The sequence below is a fragment of the Variovorax sp. RCC_210 genome (assembly GCF_041355175.1).
Lineage (GTDB): Bacteria > Pseudomonadota > Gammaproteobacteria > Burkholderiales > Burkholderiaceae_C > Variovorax.
In genome coordinates, this window is record NZ_JBFUPJ010000013.1 from 129,958 (window position 1) to 146,051 (window position 16,094).

The 16,094-nt window shown below is 69.3% G+C and carries 15 protein-coding genes; 5 read left to right on the forward strand and 10 right to left on the reverse strand.

Annotated elements, in window-relative coordinates:
* The 6 genes from AB6807_RS29080 to AB6807_RS29105 all read right to left on the reverse strand — a co-directional run bounded on the left by AB6807_RS29080 (window position 1) and on the right by AB6807_RS29105 (window position 7,585).
* Window positions 1-1,812 (reverse strand): ATP-binding cassette domain-containing protein, encoded by a 1,812-nt coding sequence (locus AB6807_RS29080; RefSeq protein ID WP_371087285.1) that lies wholly within the window; start codon window positions 1,810-1,812, stop codon window positions 1-3.
* 1 nt (window position 1,813) lies between these two features.
* Window positions 1,814-2,854 (reverse strand): branched-chain amino acid ABC transporter permease, encoded by a 1,041-nt coding sequence (locus AB6807_RS29085; protein WP_116909354.1) that lies wholly within the window; start codon window positions 2,852-2,854, stop codon window positions 1,814-1,816.
* Window positions 2,855-2,894: 40 nt separating this feature from the next.
* A complete protein-coding gene (locus tag AB6807_RS29090; RefSeq protein ID WP_371087286.1) occupies window positions 2,895-4,037 on the reverse strand; it encodes an ABC transporter substrate-binding protein in 1,143 nt (380 codons plus the stop codon).
* An 83-nt stretch (window positions 4,038-4,120) separates the two neighbouring features.
* Window positions 4,121-4,918, reverse strand: a complete 798-nt coding sequence (locus AB6807_RS29095) for an SDR family NAD(P)-dependent oxidoreductase (protein WP_371087287.1) — start codon at window positions 4,916-4,918, stop codon at window positions 4,121-4,123.
* A gap of 31 nt (window positions 4,919-4,949) precedes the next feature.
* Window positions 4,950-6,815, reverse strand: a complete 1,866-nt coding sequence (locus AB6807_RS29100; protein ID WP_371087288.1) for a feruloyl-CoA synthase — start codon at window positions 6,813-6,815, stop codon at window positions 4,950-4,952.
* Entirely contained in the window at window positions 6,812-7,585 is a 774-nt protein-coding gene (locus AB6807_RS29105) for a crotonase/enoyl-CoA hydratase family protein (protein ID WP_116909350.1), read from the reverse strand. The genes AB6807_RS29100 and AB6807_RS29105 overlap by 4 nt, the downstream gene beginning before the upstream one ends.
* Before the next feature lie 104 nt (window positions 7,586-7,689).
* On the opposite strand from AB6807_RS29105, the gene AB6807_RS29110 reads away from it, so the two are divergent.
* Window positions 7,690-8,601 (forward strand): amidohydrolase family protein, encoded by a 912-nt coding sequence (locus AB6807_RS29110; protein WP_286516055.1) that lies wholly within the window; start codon window positions 7,690-7,692, stop codon window positions 8,599-8,601.
* A 15-nt stretch (window positions 8,602-8,616) separates the two neighbouring features.
* Here AB6807_RS29110 and AB6807_RS29115 read toward each other — a convergent pair whose 3' ends face one another.
* Window positions 8,617-9,504, reverse strand: coding sequence for a MurR/RpiR family transcriptional regulator (locus tag AB6807_RS29115; protein WP_371087289.1), 888 nt, complete (start codon window positions 9,502-9,504; stop codon window positions 8,617-8,619).
* Between the two features lie 122 nt (window positions 9,505-9,626).
* Here AB6807_RS29115 and AB6807_RS29120 point away from each other — a divergent pair, with 122 nt between their 5' ends.
* A complete protein-coding gene (locus AB6807_RS29120) occupies window positions 9,627-10,622 on the forward strand; it encodes a Bug family tripartite tricarboxylate transporter substrate binding protein (RefSeq protein ID WP_371087290.1) in 996 nt (331 codons plus the stop codon).
* Window positions 10,623-10,680: 58 nt separating this feature from the next.
* A complete protein-coding gene (locus AB6807_RS29125; protein WP_371087291.1) occupies window positions 10,681-11,631 on the forward strand; it encodes a succinylglutamate desuccinylase/aspartoacylase family protein in 951 nt (316 codons plus the stop codon).
* Between the two features lie 13 nt (window positions 11,632-11,644).
* Here the strand turns inward: AB6807_RS29125 and kefC are convergent, their stop codons facing one another.
* Together kefC and AB6807_RS29135 are read right to left on the reverse strand one after the other, a co-directional pair.
* Window positions 11,645-13,555, reverse strand: coding sequence for a glutathione-regulated potassium-efflux system protein KefC (kefC, locus tag AB6807_RS29130; protein ID WP_371087292.1), 1,911 nt, complete (start codon window positions 13,553-13,555; stop codon window positions 11,645-11,647).
* Between the two features lie 2 nt (window positions 13,556-13,557).
* Window positions 13,558-14,310 (reverse strand): NAD(P)H-dependent oxidoreductase, encoded by a 753-nt coding sequence (locus AB6807_RS29135; protein ID WP_371087293.1) that lies wholly within the window; start codon window positions 14,308-14,310, stop codon window positions 13,558-13,560.
* A gap of 137 nt (window positions 14,311-14,447) precedes the next feature.
* On the opposite strand from AB6807_RS29135, the gene AB6807_RS29140 reads away from it, so the two are divergent.
* Window positions 14,448-15,068: an AAA family ATPase gene (locus AB6807_RS29140; RefSeq protein WP_371087294.1), complete on the forward strand. Its 621-nt coding sequence runs from the start codon at window positions 14,448-14,450 to the stop codon at window positions 15,066-15,068.
* 113 nt (window positions 15,069-15,181) lie between these two features.
* Window positions 15,182-15,652 carry a MaoC family dehydratase gene (locus AB6807_RS29145; RefSeq protein WP_116909345.1) on the forward strand — a complete coding sequence of 157 codons (471 nt, stop codon included), beginning with the start codon at window positions 15,182-15,184 and terminating at the stop codon, window positions 15,650-15,652.
* Between the two features lie 27 nt (window positions 15,653-15,679).
* Here the strand turns inward: AB6807_RS29145 and AB6807_RS29150 are convergent, their stop codons facing one another.
* Entirely contained in the window at window positions 15,680-15,973 is a 294-nt protein-coding gene (locus tag AB6807_RS29150; RefSeq protein WP_116909344.1) for a DUF4148 domain-containing protein, read from the reverse strand.
* Window positions 15,974-16,094: the final 121 nt, after the last annotated feature.

The following is a 16,094-nucleotide window of genomic DNA, read 5'->3' on the forward strand; positions in this document are numbered from 1 at the left end:
TCAGTGCTCCGTGCCCAGGTACGCGGCGCGCACCTTGTCGCTGCCCTGCACTTCGGAGGGCGTGCCCTCCATCAGGTGCGTGCCGAATTCCATCACCACGATGTGGTCGCAGATGTCCATCACCAGGCCCATGTCGTGTTCCACCAGCAGGATGCTCATGCCCTCGCCGCGCAGCTGCCGCAGCACCTTGCCCAGCGCTTCTTTTTCCTTGTGGCGCAGGCCGGCCGCGGGCTCGTCGAGCAGCAGCAGGGCCGGGTCGGCGCACAGGGCGCGCGCAATCTCCAGCAGGCGCTGCTGGCCCATGGCCAGGTTGCCCGCGAGCTCGTGCAGGTGCTCGCCCATGCCCACGCGCTGCAGCTGGCGCTCGGCCTCGCGGAACAGCGCGCGCTCCTCGGCGCGGTCGATGCGCAGCATGGCCGCGATGGCGCCCTTGCGCCCGCGCAGGTGCGCGCCCAGCGCCACGTTTTCCAGCACCGTCATGTCGGCCACCATCTTCACGTGCTGGAAGGTGCGCGACACGCCGCGCTGCGCGATCTGCCGCGCGCCCAGCCCGCCGATGGCCTCGCCCCGGAAGCGCACCGCGCCGCTCGTGAGGCCGAGCACGCCGGTCACCAGGTTGAAGGTGGTCGACTTGCCCGCGCCGTTCGGCCCGATGAGGCCGACGATCTGCCCGGCGCGGGTCTGAAAGCTGATGTCGTTCACCGCCACCAGTCCGCCGAAGGTCTTGCGGATGGCCTGCACGTCGAGCACCACCTCGCCGGCCGCGGGCCTGGCGCGCGCGGGCAGGTCCCTGGCGCCTTGCCAGTCGACGCTGCGGCGCGGGCGCGGCAGGCGCCGGTCGACAAAGGCCCAGAGCCCGTCGGGCAGGTACTTGAGCACCAGCACGATCATGATGCCGAACACGATCAGCTCATAGCTGCCGGCCGTGCCGATGAGCTTGGGCAGCAGCACCTGCAGCTGGTCTTCCAGCAGCTTGACGATGCCCGCGCCGGCGATGGCGCCCCACACGTGGGCCGCGCCGCCGAGCACCACCATGAAGAGGTACTCGATGCCCATCTTCAGCCCGAAGGGCGAGGGGTTCACCGTGCGCTGGAAGTGCGCGAACAGCCACCCCGAGATGGAGGCCAGCATGGCCGCGAGCACGAAGATGCCGATCTTGAAGCGCAGCGTGTTCACGCCCATGGCCTCGGCCATCTGCGAGCCGCCGGCCAGCGAGCGGATGGCGCGGCCGCTGCGCGAGTCGAGCAGGCGAATCACCGCGAAGGCCGCAAGAATCGCGAACAGCCAGACCACGCCGTAGAACAGCCGCTGTTGTCCGAACTCGAAGCCGAACAGCGACAGACCCTTCACGCCCAGGATGCCGTCGTACTTGCCGAGCGCGTCGAGGTTGCCCATGAGGTAGTACAGCGACAGCGCCCATGCGATGGTCGCCAGCGGCAGGTAGTGGCCCGACATGCGCAGCGTGATCGCGCCGATGATCGCCGCGCTCAGGCCGGTCAACGCCAGCCCGATGAACAGCGTGACCCACGGCGACAGCCCGGTGTTCACCGTGAGGTAGGCGGTGGTGTACGCCCCGATGCCCACGAACGCGGCCTGCCCGAAGGAGGTGAGCCCGCCTACGCCGGTGAGCAGCACCAGGCCGAGCACGGGCAGCGTGTAGATGCCGATGTAGTTGAGCTGGATGATCCAGAAGTCGGGCAGCGGCAGGAAGGGCAGGGCTGCCAGCACCAGGATCAGCGCGAGCGGGCCCCAGGTGCGCAGCGCGCTCTTGTCGGGCGCCTGTGTCTGGGTCGGGTTGAGTAGCGCTTCCATGTCAATGCTCCTCGTCCGAATGCCCGCTGGTCAGCGAACGCCACAGCAGCACCGGCAGGATGATGGTGAACACGATCACTTCCTTGAACGAGCTCGCCCAGAAAGAGCCGAAGGCCTCGATGACGCCCACGGCCAAGGCACCCAGCAACGCGCCGGGGTAGCTGGCCAGGCCGCCGATGACGCCGGCCACGAAACCTTTCAGCCCGATGAGAAAGCCCGAGTCGTAGAAGATCGTGGTCGTCGGCCCGATCAGCAGGCCCGACAACGCACCGATGAGCGCGGCCATGGCGAAGGTGAGCTGGCCCGCGGCCTGCGTGGAAATGCCCATGAGCCGCGCGCCCAGCCGGTTCACCGCCGTCGCGCGCAACGCCTTGCCGTACAGGCTGCGCTCGAAGAAAAGGTACAGCAGCACGATCAGCGCCGCCGACATCGCGAAGATGATCAGCGCCTGCCCGCTCACGTTCAGCGGCCCGAGCGCCATGCGCTCGTCCCAGAACGGCGGGTTGCGAAAACCTTCCGCGCCGAAGAACAGCAGGCCCAGCCCCGTCATCGCGAAGTGCACGCCCACCGAGACGATCAACAGCACCAGCGAGCTCGCGCCCGCCAGCGACTGGTAGGCCACGCGGTACACCAGCGGCCCGAAGGCCGTGACGATGAACACCGTGAGCAGCGCCTGCACGCCGATGGGCAGGTTGCGCGGGCCGGCCCACGCCGACACCGCGCAGATGACGGCCGGCAGCGCGAAGGTGCGCAGCGCCGCCTTCAGCCCGCTGGCCGCGCTGCCGCTGTGGCGCCAGGTGGTCGCCAGGTCCATCAGCGCGGCGACGCCGGCGAGTATCAGCAGCAGCCACACCGTGCCCGGCGTCTTGCCGGTCTGGAAGATCGCCAGCGTCAGCGCGCCGTACGCCACGAATTCGCCCTGCGGAATGAAGATGACGCGGGTCACCGTGAAGACCAGCACGATGCCCATGCCCAGCAGGGCATAGATCGCGCCGTTGGTGAGTCCGTCCAGCGTCAGGATGCTGGCGATCGAGAAGTCCATGGCGTGGGGTGCAGGCTGTGCGAAAAGGTCTGGAAAAGGATTACTGCTCGACCTTGAACGCGCCGTTCACCACCTTGAGCATCACGCCGGTCTCGGTCGTGTAGCCCCAGTGGTCCTGCGCCGTCCAGTTGAGCACGCCGTGCGCGAGCACCGTGCGGCCCATGCCTTCGAGCGCGTCGCGCAGCGCGGCGCGGAACTCCGGCGTGCCGGGCTTGGCCTTCTTCAGCGCGACCGGCACGGCCTTCTCGAGCACTGTAAGCGCGTCGGCCGCGTGGCCGGCGAACTGGTTGCGCGAGCCGGGGCCGTAGGCCTTCTCGTAGCCCTGCACGAAGGCCACGGCCGCGGCCTTCGAGGGGTGGCTGTCGGGCAGCTGCTCGGCCACCGTGGCGGGGCCCGACACCACGAAGGTGCCTTCGGCGTCCTTGCCGGCGGTGCGCATCAGGTCTTGCGTGGCGGCGGCGTGCGTCTGGTAGACCTTGCCCTTGAAGCCGCGCTCCATCACCGCCTTCTGCGGCATGCCGGCACCGCTGCCCGAGGCCACGATCAGGATCGCATCGGGGTTGGCGGACGTGAGCTTCAGCACCTGGCCGGTCACGCTGGTGTCGGCGCGCGCGAAGCGCTCGGTGGCGACGATCTTGATGCCGTTCTTGGCGGCCTCGGCCGTCAGCGCCTTCAGCCACAGCTCGCCGTAGGCGTCGGTGTAGCCGAGGAAGCCGACGGTCTTCACGTTCTGCTTCTTCATGTGCGCGACCACGGCGTAGGCCATGACGTCGTTCGACTGCGGCAGGCGGAAGAACCACTTGTCCTTGCCCGGCGGCAGGCCGGCCGGCGCGGTCGACAGCTGCGGCGTGCCGGCTTCGGCCGTCACGTCGGCCATGGGAATGGCGACCGGCGTGGCGCTGGAGCCGACGATGACGTCGGCCTTGTCCTCGGTGACCAGGCGCTGCGCGTCCTTCACGCCCGTGGTCGGGTCGGTGGCGTCGTCGAGCACCACCACCTTGAGCGTTTCGCCGGCGATGGTCTTGGGCCAGATGGCGATGCCGTTCTTCACCGGAATGCCCAGGCCCGAGGCGGGGCCGGTGAGCGGCTGCACCACGCCGATGGTGATGTCGGCGTGGGCCAAGCCGATGCCCATGCCCATGAGCGCCAGCACGGCGGCGAGGGTGGTCTTCTTGAAGGTCATCGATGTCTCCTGGTATGTCTTTGCAAAACTGGAACGCGAGAACGCTGTAACTCTGGAACGCGGAACGAAAAAAAGACGGGGGCTCAGCGCGGCGCCATGCGCAGCGCGCCGTCGAGCCGGATCACCTCGCCGTTGAGGTGGCCGTTGGTGACCACGTGGCAGGCCAGCTCGGCGAACTCCGACGGCTTGCCCAGGCGCGGCGGAAACGGAATGGACGCGGCCAGCGAGTGCTGCACCGGCTCGGGCAGCTCCAGCAGCAGCGGCGTGGCGAACAGGCCCGGCGCCACGGTGCACACGCGGATGGCGTGCTGCGCCAGGTCGCGCGCCATCGGCAGCGTCATGCCCACCAGCCCGCCCTTGGAGGCGCTGTAGGCCTGCTGGCCCACCTGGCCGTCGAAGGCGGCGACCGAGGCGGTGAAGAGCATCACGCCCCTTTCACCTTTTTCATCGCCGCTGTCGAGCGTCGCGAGCTTCGCGCAGCGCGCGGCGAACAGGCGCGCCATGTTGTAGCCGCCGACCAGGTTGATGTTGACCACGCGCACGAAGTCTTCCAGCGGCGCGGGGTTGCCGTCCTTGCCGACGATGCGCTTGGCGCTGCCGATGCCGGCCACGTTCATCAGGATGCGCGCGGGGCCGTGCGCGGCCTCGGCCTTGTCGAGCGCGGCGTTCACGCTGTCGGTGTCGGTGATGTTGCAGACGCAGGCCACGGCGCGGCCCTTGCCGAATTCTTCGTCGATTTCCGCGGCCACTTTCTCGGCGAGCGCGGCGTTGCGGTCGAGCACGGCCACCTTGGCGCCCAGCCGCGCGAGTTCGCGCGCGGTGGCTTCGCCCAGGCCCGATGCGCCGCCGGTGACGAGGGCGGCTTGTCCTTCGATCTTCATGTGTGTGGTCTCCTGGAAGCGTGAGCGTGGATCAGCGGGGTACGAGGGTGAAAGGCAGCGTGCCGGCATGCATCGCATCGGCCAGCGCGGCGCGGTGCTTGAGCACGGCGCGCTGGTTGATGGAGCCCTTGTCGGTCACTTCGCCCTTGTCGATGGACGGCGGCTCGGCCATCAGGTGCAGCCGCGCGACGCGGTTGGCGCTGCCGGTGCCGCTGGCCGACAGCTCGTCGGCCACCTGCTGGAAGTGCGCCTGCACCGGCGCGCTCTCGAGCACCTGCTGCATCGTGGCGTCGGCACCGAGGCCCGCGAGCTGGCGCACCTTCTGCGTGGGGAAGACCAGCGCGCCGACTTCCTTCAGGTTGATGCCGGTGAGCACCGCGTCCTGCACATAGGGCGAGCCGGCCGCGATGATCTTCGCGCGCAGCGGGCCCACGCTCACGAAAGTGCCGGTGGCGAGCTTGAAGTCTTCGGCGATGCGGCCGTCGAAGCGCAGGCCGCGGTGGATGTCGGCGTCGTCGATCCACTTCACGGCGTCGCCGGTGGAGAAGAAGCCCTCTTCGTCGAAGGCCTCGGCCGTGGCCTCGGGCGCGCGCCAGTAGCCGGGCGTGATGTTGGGGCCGCGGTAGCGCACCTCGGTCTTGCCGTCGACGTCGATCAGCTTCAGCTCGATGCCCGGCGCGGGCAGGCCCACGTCGCCGGACTTCACGTCGGGGCCGGTCACGTACAGCGCGAAGGGGCCCGACTCGGTCATGCCCAGGCCGGTGCCCATGACGATGCGCTCGCCCACCTCCGACTCCTGCGTCTTGTGCAGGCTGTCCCACACGGGCTGCGACAGCGCCGCGCCCGAGTAGAAGAACATCTTCACGCGCGACAGCAGGTTGCGCCGCAGCACGGCGTCGGTCTCCATGGCCTGCGCGATGGCCTCGAAGCCGGTGGGCACGTTGAAGTAGATGGTGGGCGCAATTTCGCGCAGGTTGCGCAGCGTCTCGGCCATGCCTGCGGGCGTGGGCTTGCCGTCGTCCACGTACAGCGTGCCGCCGTTGTCCAGCACGATGCCCACGTTGTGGTTGCCGCCGAAGGTGTGGTTCCAGGGCAGCCAGTCGACCAGCACCGGCGGCTCGTCGCCCAGCGCGGGAATCGACTGGCGCAGCTGCTGCTGGTTGGCGCACCACATGCGGTGCGTGTTGACCACGGCCTTGGGCATCTTGGTGGAGCCCGAGGTGAAAAGAAACTTGGTGATGGTGTCGGGGCCGGTGGCGCGCATGGCCTCGTCGATGGCGGGCGTGGCGGGCGTCGAGGCCAGCGCGTCGAACGCGGTGACGGCGCGGCCTTCGAGCGTGCCGTCTGCAAGCACGACCTCGGTGTCGGCCGGAACGACGGCGGCGATGGCGCGGGCGTAGCGCGCGGCGTCGCTCGCGAACACCAGGCCGGGCGTGAGCGTGTCCAGCACGTGGCGCAGCTTTTCGAAGTCCTGGCTCACGAGCGAGTAGGGCGGCGACACGGGGCAGTAGGGCACGCCCGCATACAGGCAGCCGAGCGCGAGCAGCGCGTGCTCGATGCCGTTCTCGCTGAGGATGGCCACGGGGCGCTCGGCGTCCAGGCCGCGCGCCAGCAGGGCCTGGCCGATGCCGCGCGCCTTGTGCAGCGCCTCGGCGTAGCTCACGCGGATCCATTCGCCGGTGCTGCCGTCGGCCAGCCGCTCGCGCCGGGCGATGAAGGTGCGCCCGGGGTCGATGTCGGCCCAGTGCTGCAGCCGGTCGGTCATGCGGTCGCGGTAGGGCGCCAGCGGGGTCTCGGCCTTCAGGTAGCGCGTGCCCGGCGCGCCTTCGCGCAGGGTGGCGCGCGTCACGCCGAAGGCCAGCGGGCGGTAGCGAATGGAGGCGTGAGCGGTTGTCATCCCTTGCTCACCTTGGCGCCGCGGCCTTCGAGAAAGTCGCGCACGCGCGCCTTGGCTTCGGGCGCGGCCTGCACGATGCCGGAGATGAGCGCCTCGGTGAAGAAGCCGTGGTCGGCCGACTGCTCGGCGATGCGCGGCAGCGCATGCATGAGGGCGTAGTTGGTCAGCGGCGCGTTGGTGGCGATGCGCTTGGCGAGTTCGAATGCCTTGTCGAAGGCGGTGCCCTCGTCGACCAGGTACTGCGCGAAGTTGGCGCGCTCGCCGTCCTCGGCGTTGTAGACGCGCCCGGTCATCATCATGTCGGTCATGCGCGCCACGCCGATGAGCTTGGGAATGCGCACCGAGCCGCCGCCGCCCACGAAGATGCCGCGCGAGCCTTCGGGCAGCGCATAGAAGGTGCTCTTGTCGGCGACGCGGATGTGGCAGGCGCTGGCCAGCTCCAGCCCGCCGCCGACCACCGCGCCGTGCAGCGCCGCCACCACCGGCACCGGGCCGTGCTGGACCAGGTCGAGCGCGGCGTGCCACATGCGCGAATGCTGCAGGCCCTGGCCGGCGTCGCGCTCCTTCAGCTCGCTCAGGTCGAGGCCGGCGCAGAAGTGCGGGCCTTCGCCGTCGAGCACCGCGGCGCGCACGGTGGAGGGCAGCGTCTCGAAGGTGTTGCGCAGCGCGAGGATCAGGCCGTCGGACAGCGCGTTGCGCTTGGCGCCGCGCGTCAGGCGAACGATGGCGACTTCGTCGCGGATGTCGATGTGAAGGTCTGGATTGGTCATGATGGTGCTTGGGGTTGCGTTGGATTATGGTTATGAGAAATAATCAATTCAAGGCACTTGAGGCCTGCATTCCCTAGGGACTTACCCGTACCGGAGACAACGACATGGACCACCAGAACCTGATCGCGATCGACATCCACACGCACGCCGAAGTGAGCTGCTGGAACCCGTTCGACAACTACGGCGAGGAGTACGACCGCGCCGCCGACAAGTACTTCGGCTCCAGCGGCCGGCCCACCATCGCGGAGAGCGTGGCGTACTACCGTGAACGCAAGATCGGGCTGGTGATGTTCATGGTCGACGCGGAGTCGAACATGGGCCGCCGCCGCATCCCCAACGAGGAGATCGCGGAGCACGCGCAGAAAAACGCCGACATGATGATTGCCTTTGCCAGCATCGATCCGCACAAGGGAAAGATGGGCGCTCGCGAGGCGCGCCGGCTCATCGAGCAGCACGGCGTGAAGGGCTTCAAGTTCCACCCCACGGTGCAGGGCTACCACCCGTACGACAGGATGGCCTGGCCCATCTACGAGGTGATTGCCGAGTACGGGTTGCCGGCCATCTTCCACACCGGCCACAGCGGCATCGGCTCGGGCATGCGCTGCGGCGGCGGCCTGCGCCTGGAGTACAGCAACCCGATGCACCTGGACGACGTGGCCATCGACTTTCCGGACATGCAGATCGTCATGGCCCACCCCAGCTTTCCCTGGCAGGACGAGGCGCTGAGCGTGGCCACGCACAAGCCCAACGTGTGGATCGACCTGTCGGGCTGGAGCCCGAAGTACTTTCCGAAGCAGCTGGTGCAGTACGCCAACACGCTGCTGAAGGACCGCATCCTGTTCGGCAGCGACTACCCGCTGATCACGCCCGACCGCTGGATGCGCGACTTCGAGGTGGCGGGCTTCAAGCCCGAGGTGATGCCGGGCATCCTGAAGGGCAACGCGGTGCGGCTGCTGGGGCTGGACAAGGCGGCTGTTCCTGCAGCACCGGCAGCACCGGCAGCACCGGCAGCTTGACCGGCTTCGGCTGCTTCAGCGGACCGAGCCGGCGCGGCGCGCCGGGTCGGCCGCGTCGTTCCAGTGCTGCTCCCACAGGGCGTCGCCGCGTTCCAGCGCGGCGCCCAGTTCCTTCTTGCGGCGCTGCGCCACGGCGGTGATCAGCGCGTTGCACACCGACAGCGCCGCCGTGTAGGAGTCGAACGGCGAGGCGCTCGAGGTGCGCACCAGCAGCAGGTGGTCGGCCGATGCGGCGGCGGGCGCGGTGGGCCCGTCGGTCATCACGATGACCTTCGCACCCTTCTCGCGAAAGTACTTCGCCGCGCGCACGATGGCCAGCGAATGGCGCCTGAAGGTGGGCGTGAGCAGCACGTCGTGCTCGTCGATCCACAGCAGCTGGTCTTCCAGCAGCAGCGGGCTGGCCGAGGTCATGGAGCGCACGTCGGGCAGGCACATGTTCAGGTGCAGCGCCAGGTGGTTGGCCAGCTGCGCGCCGTGGCGCTGGCCCAGCACGTGCACGCGCGCCTTGCGCTGCGTGAGCAGGCGCACCGCGCCCTCGAACGCGGCCACGTCGAGCGAGGCGAAGGTGGCGGCCAGGTTGTGCTGGTCGTGCAGCAGCGCGTTGTCCAGGCAGGTGCGAATGGAGGCGTCGTCGCCGATGACGGCGTCCGCGCGCGTGGCGGGCGAGGCCAGCAGCGCGGTCACTTCCTGGCGGGCTTCCATCTGCGCCTGCGCGAAGCTCTCGTAGCCCAGCTTGGCCAGCAGCCGCACCACGGTGGAGGCGCTGGTGCCCACGCTCCTTGCAAGGCTGGTGGCGGATTCGAGCAGCCCCTGCGGATGCTGCGCCTGCAGTTGCGCGATGAGGCGCTGCTCGCTCTTGGTGAGCTTCTTGCCGTAACCCGAGATGCGTTGGTTCAGATTCATGGTCGCGGGCATTCTGCATGCGAAGTCGTGTCACGGCCGATTTTGCAATGACTATTGCAAAATTGAAATGGTCTTGCAACAATGCGCGCACTTTCAATTGCCCTCCCGGGACCAGGACCGCCATGAACCCCACCTTCACCGTTCCCGCCCTGCGCCGACGCACGATGCTCGGCGCCGGCCTTGCCGCCCTGCTGCCGCTGGCCGCGCGCGCCGAGGCCTGGCCCGCGCGCCCGGTCACGCTGGTGGTGCCGTTCCCGGCCGGCGGCTCGGTGGACCTGATCGCGCGGCTGTACGCCGACCCGCTGTCGAAGGCGCTGGGCACGCCGGTGGTCATCGACAACCGCGCCGGCGCGGGCGGCTCCATTGCCAGCGCGCAGGTCTCGCGCGCCAAGCCCGACGGCTACACGCTGGTGGTGTCCTCGCAAAGCTCGCACCTGGCCAACCCGCTCACGCAGACCAACCCGGGCTACGACCCGATCAAGGACTTTGCGTCCATCAGCCAGCTGGCGCGCTCCATCAACGTGCTGCTGGTGAACCCGGCGGTGCCCGCGAAGACCTTCAAGGAGTTCGTGGCGCTGGTGAAGTCGCGCCCCGGCGAGCTCAACTTCTGCAGCGCCGGGCCGGGCAGCATGGGCCAGCTCAACGTGGAGCTGATGAAGTCGCAGCTGCAGCTCAACGCCACGCACGTGCCCTACCGCGGCGGCGGCCCGCTGGTGACGGCGCTGATCTCGAACGAAGTGCAGTTCGGCCTGGACAACCTCGCGCCCTTCCTGCCGCACATCCAGGCCGGCAAGCTGCGTGCGCTGGCGGTGGCGTCGCCCACGCGCGTGGCGGCGCTGCCCGACGTGCCCACCTTCGCCGAGCTGGGCTACCCGGTGCTGAACACCACCTCGTGGATCGGCCTGGCCGCGCCCGCGAAGACGCCGCCCGAGGTCATCGCCGCGCTGCACAAGGCGGTGCGCGCGGTGGCCGACCAGCCGGCCATGGCCGAAGCGCTGCTGTCGCGCGGCTCGCTGCCGCCCGAGGTGCAGTCGCCCGCGCAGTTCACGGCCATGATGTCGGAGCGACTGGTGGTGTACGGCGAGATGGTCAAGCGCGCGGGCATCCGTGGCGAGTGAATCGAATGAATTGAATGAATCGAATGAATCGAATGAATCGAATGAATCGAGCATGGCCATGACCGAATCGTCTTTCGCCCCCGACACCGCGCCGCTGGAGGTGCTCCCGCGCGACATCTCCGCCTACCGGCAAGGCAACACCGGCATCGACTACGTGCACCGCTTCGAGTCCGGCCGGCCCGGCCCGCACGTGCTGGTGAACGCGCTGACGCACGGCAACGAAATCTGCGGCATGGTCGCCGCCACGCACCTGCTGGACACCGGCGTGCGCCCGAAGGTGGGCACGCTCACGGTGAGCTTCGCGAACGTCGAGGCCTACGAGGCCTTCGACATCGAGCAACCCTACGAGAACCGCCAGCTGGTGCACAACCTCAACCGCATCTGGTCGCCCGCCATGCTCGACGGCACCGCGCAAAGCCCCGAGCTGCGCCGCGCGCGTGCGCTGCGGCCGGTGCTGGACGCGGCCGACTACGTGCTGGACATCCACTCGACGCGCGCGCCGGTGCAGCCCTTCTGGGTGTACCCGGAGTTCGAGCGCAACGCGGGGCTGGCGCTGGCCATCGGCAACCCGCTGGTGCACCTGGTGATGCCGGTGGGCGGCGCGCCCGGCACGGGGGTGACGGCGTACGGCCGCCACGGCCAGGCGGGCGTGGACGGCGGCGCGGTGGTGGTGGAGTGCGGCCAGCATTTCAGCCAGTCGGCGGCCGACCTGGCCACCGACGTGACGCTGCGCTTCCTGGCGCACCTGGGGCTGGTCGATGCGGCGCCGGGCGCCGCGGCCAAGCCGCCGGCGCGCCGCTTCCGGCTGCTGGAGGTGCACATGGTCAAGACCGAGGGCTTTGCCTTCGCGCGGCCGGTGCTCGGCTTCGAGACCTTCCAGAAGGGCGAGCTGATCGCCGTCGACGCGGGCGAGGAAATTCGCTCGCCCTGCGACGACTGCACCATCTTCATGCCCACGCGCGCGCCGCTGGTCGGGCGCGAGGGCGTGTACCTGACGGTGGCCGTTTAAGCGCGCGGGTGCCTCAGGGCACCTGCTGGGGCTGCTTGGGTGGTTGCGATGGCTGTGGCTGTCCAGTCTGCGACGGCTGTTCGCCGCTTTCACCTTCCGCCAGCTGGTCCCAGTCGAGCCCCGAGCGGCGCTGGCGCTCCTCGCGCTCGCGCGCCATCTGCTCCTCGAACTGCTGGCGGCCTTCCTTGTTGGCCGCGATGAGCTTGGCGCGGTCCTTGTAGTGCGGATAGATCTCGTCGGCGAGCTTCAGGTTGCGCTGGCGAAACCGCATGGCCGATTCGCGCGCCTCGTGCGCCGGCCAGTTCAGCGCCTCGAGCACCGAGCGCGCGCTGCGCAACGACGACTCGAACACCTCGCGCTCCACCTCCGTCACGCCGCGGTCGCGCAGCTGGAACAGGTGCGTCACGTTGCGTGCCCGCGCGATGATGCGGGCCTGCGGAAAGTTCTCCTTCACCAGGTCGACGATTTCCAGCGACTGCTCGATGTCGTCCACCGCCACCACGATGGCCTTGGCCGTGCCGGCGCCCGCGGTGCGCAGCAGGTCGAGCCGGGTGGCGTCGCCGTAGAACACCCGAAAGCCGAACTGGCGCAGGCCTTCGACGGTGTCGGCGTCGTGGTCGAGCACGGTCACGCGCAGGCCCTGCGACATCAGCACGCGCCCCACGATCTGGCCATAGCGCCCGAAGCCGCAGATGAGCACCTTGGCGTCCTGCTGTTCCGAGATTTCTTCCAGCTGCGGGCCGTTGTTGCGGCTGTAGCGCGGCAGCACGAACTTGTCGAGCAGCACCAGCAGCAGCGGCGACAGCAGCATCGACAGCGCCACGCCGCCGATCAGCAGCGAGGTGATCTCGGGCGGCAGCACGTCGGGGCCGGCGGCCTGGAACACCACGAAGGCGAATTCGCCGCCCTGCGCCAGCAGCAGCGTGAACACCGGGCGCTCCTGGTAGGCGATGCCCATGGCCTTGGCCAGCGTGTAGATCACCACCAGCTTGATGGCCATGAAGCCGACCACCAGCGCGGCCATGACCCAGGGGCTGGCAATGAGCACGCCGAAGTTGATCGACATGCCCACCGCGATGAAGAACAGCCCCAGCAGCAGGCCCTTGAAGGGCTCGATGTCGGTCTCCAGCTCGCGCCGGTATTCGCTTTCCGCCAGCAGCACGCCGGCCAGGAAGGCGCCCAGCGCCATCGACAGGCCCACCAGCTGCATCAGCGCGGCGATGGCCACCACCAGCAGCAGCGCAGCGGCGGTGAAGATCTCGGGCGTGTTGCTGCGCGCGATCCAGCGCAGCACGGGCCGCAACAGCAGCCGGCCGCCGAGGATGATGCCGCCGATCACGCCGATGATCTTGGCCGCCTCCAGCGCGCGGTCCAGCCCGCTGATGGCCTGCTCGGCCGCGGTGGCGCCCGCCAGCAGCGGCAGCAGCGCGAGGATGGGAATGGCGGCCACGTCCTGGAACAGCAGGATCGAGAAGCCGGCCTGGCCGCTGGGCGTCTTCAGCAGGTTGCGTTCGCCGAACACCTGCAGCGCGATGGCGGTGGACGACAGCGCCAGGCCCAGCGCCGCCACCAGCGCCACCCGCCATTCGGCGCCGACCGCGCAGCCGGCGGCGAACAGCACCGCGGCGCAGCTCAGCACCTGCGCCGCGCCCCAGCCGAAGATGGGCCGGCGCAGGTTCCACAGGCGCTTGGGTTCCAGCTCCAGGCCCACCAGGAACAGCATGAGCACCACGCCGAACTCGGCGAAGTGCAGCACGTCTTCCACGCTGGACACCAGCCCCAGCCCCCAGGGACCGATGGCGATGCCGGCCACGAGGTAGCCGATGATGGAGCCGAGCCCCAGGAACTTCGACAGCGGCACCACCAGCACGGCGGCGCCCAGGTAGATCAGGCTGCTGGTCAGCCAGGCGGGTGCGTGTTCCATGCTCAGGCCGCCTTGTTCTCTGCGGCTGCCGCGGCGGCGGCCGATGCTGCCGACACGGCCGCCAGGCCGCGCGTCATGGCGGCGTGGAAGGCGGTGCCGGCCATCTTGCCGATGTCGTCGTCCACCGGGCGGTCGCTCTCGGGCACGGGGCAGGCGACGCAGGCGTCGATCTCCTCGATCTCGGGCCAGTCGGGGTAGCTGCCCAGGCGCTGCGCGAAGGTTTCCACATGGGCGGCAACCTCGGCCTCGGTGGCGCTGCGCGCGCCGTGGAAGAGCAGCGGCGGCAGGAAGCGCATGCCGCACAGCGCGGCGGTCTGCTCGTAGGGCGGCAGGAAGGCGTCGAAGAAGTAGCGGTGGTAGTTCTGCGGGTGGTAGCTGGCCTCGGGGCTGCCGGTGGTGGCGACCAGCCACAGGTCCTTGCCCTGCAGCGCGTTGCCGCCCGGGCCGTAGGCCCAGCCGTAGGCGAGCACGTCGTCGACCCAGAGCTTCTGCAGCGCGGGCATCGAGTACCACTGGATCGGGTGCATCAGCACCACCAGGCTGGCGCGGGCGAGGCGGGCCTGCTCGGCCTCGACGTCGATGGCGAAGTCGGGGTAGCTGCCGTAGAGGTCGTTCACGTCGACGCCCGGCACCGAGCGCGCGGCGGCGAGCATGCGGCGGTTGACGCGGGAGTCGCGCCAGTGCGGGTGCGCGGCGAGCACGTAGACGCCGCGGCTTTCAGCGGCGGGGTTTCCCATGGATGTTGTTGTAGGCATCCCGCGAACATAGCGCAGACGCGGGGCGTCTGCCCGGCGAAAGCGATGTCATGGGCGTGTCAAAAGGATGCCGGAAGGTTGCCCGCAGGGGCCAGCCACTACCATGGAGCCCGTTCCCAGTTCTGGAGGAGAGCGCTATGCCGGTGGTTCTGGTCGCCAACCCCAAGGGTGGCGTAGGCAAGTCGACGATCGCGACGAACGTCGCGGGCTACTTCGCAAGCCGCGGCCACGCCGTGATGCTCGGCGACGTGGACCGCCAGCAGTCGTCGCGGCTCTGGCTGGGGCTGCGCCCGGCGCAGGCCCGGCCCATCGCCACCTGGGAAGCCTCGGGCGACAGCACCGTGGTGCGCCCGCCGCGCGGCACCACGCATGCGGTGCTCGACACGCCGGCCGGCCTGCACGGCTGGCGTTTCAAGGAGGTGCTGTCGCTGGCCGACCGGGTGATCGTGCCGCTGCAGCCCAGCATCTTCGACATCTACGCCACGCGCGACTTCCTCGACCGGCTGCTGGAAAGCCGCCGCGCCGAGAAGACGCGCATCGGCCTGGTCGGCATGCGCGTGAACGCGCGCACGCTGGCGGCCGACCGGCTGCACGAGTTCATCGCGGGGCTGGGCGTGCCGGTGATCGGCGAGCTGCGCGACACGCAAAACTACGTGCAGCTCGCGGCGCGCGGGCTCACCATGTTCGACATCGCGCCCGGCCGCGTGCAGCGCGACCTCGACCAGTGGCAGCCGATTTGCGAGTGGCTGGACGCTTGAGGGCATCGGCTTTGTCGCGGCAGCCGCCCCGGCGTCTTCCCTGATTTCCCCCGGTTTTCCCTGAGGCCCGTTGTCGCGATGCCGACAGCCGGGCGAATGCGCCAGACGCCAGAATGCGCCGCATGACCAAAAAGACATTCCAGACCCTTCAGGACCTGTCCGCGTGCGTCGGCCAGGAAGTCGCCGTGAGCGACTGGATCACCATCACGCAGGAACAGGTGAACCAGTTCGCCGAGGCGACGGGCGACCACCAGTGGATCCATGTGGATGTGGAGCGGGCCAAGGCCGGCCCGTTCGGCGCGCCGATTGCGCACGGCTTTCTCACGCTGTCGCTGCTGCCGAAGTTCTTCGAGGTGGCGATCGAGGTGGTCGAGTCGCGCATGGGCGTGAACTACGGCTTGAACCGGGTTCGCTTCATGTCGCCGGTGCCCGTGGGCCAGCGGCTGCGCGCGCGCATGAAGCTGCTGGCCTCGGAGGCGATTGCCGACGACGGCTTCCAGATGATCTGGGAGACCACCATCGAGCTCGAAGGCGCCGCCAAGCCGGCATGCGTGGCCGAGTCGGTGTCGCGCCGCTACCGCTGAGGGAGCGGCTTTGTTCGGCCACGCGGTTTACATGCGGCGGTCGGTCACTTCGCCGTAGGTGGCGGCGCCCTGGCGCGTGATGCTCAGCGCGCTCTGGCGCACCGCGTTGCGGTCGGTGCTGCCGTTGCGCGGCTGCAGCGCGCCGGTGCCGCCGTTGGTGATCTTGAACGGCTGGCGCGCGTCGGCCTGCACCTGGCCGCGCGACAGCGTCGACTGGAAGGGTTGGGGCGGCAGCGGGTTTTCTTCACCCTGGAAGGCCTGGGCGCCGCTGGCGAAGGCGAGCGTGGCGAAGGCAGCGAAGGCAATCGACTTGGCGTTCATGGTGAAACTCCTGGTGGCGGTGATGGAAGGAACCTGATGCCGGCGCGCTTTGCAACCGGCATGTCTTCCATACGGCCCGCCGGGCCGATCGGATGCGCCCCGCGCCGCTCAGGTGGGCACG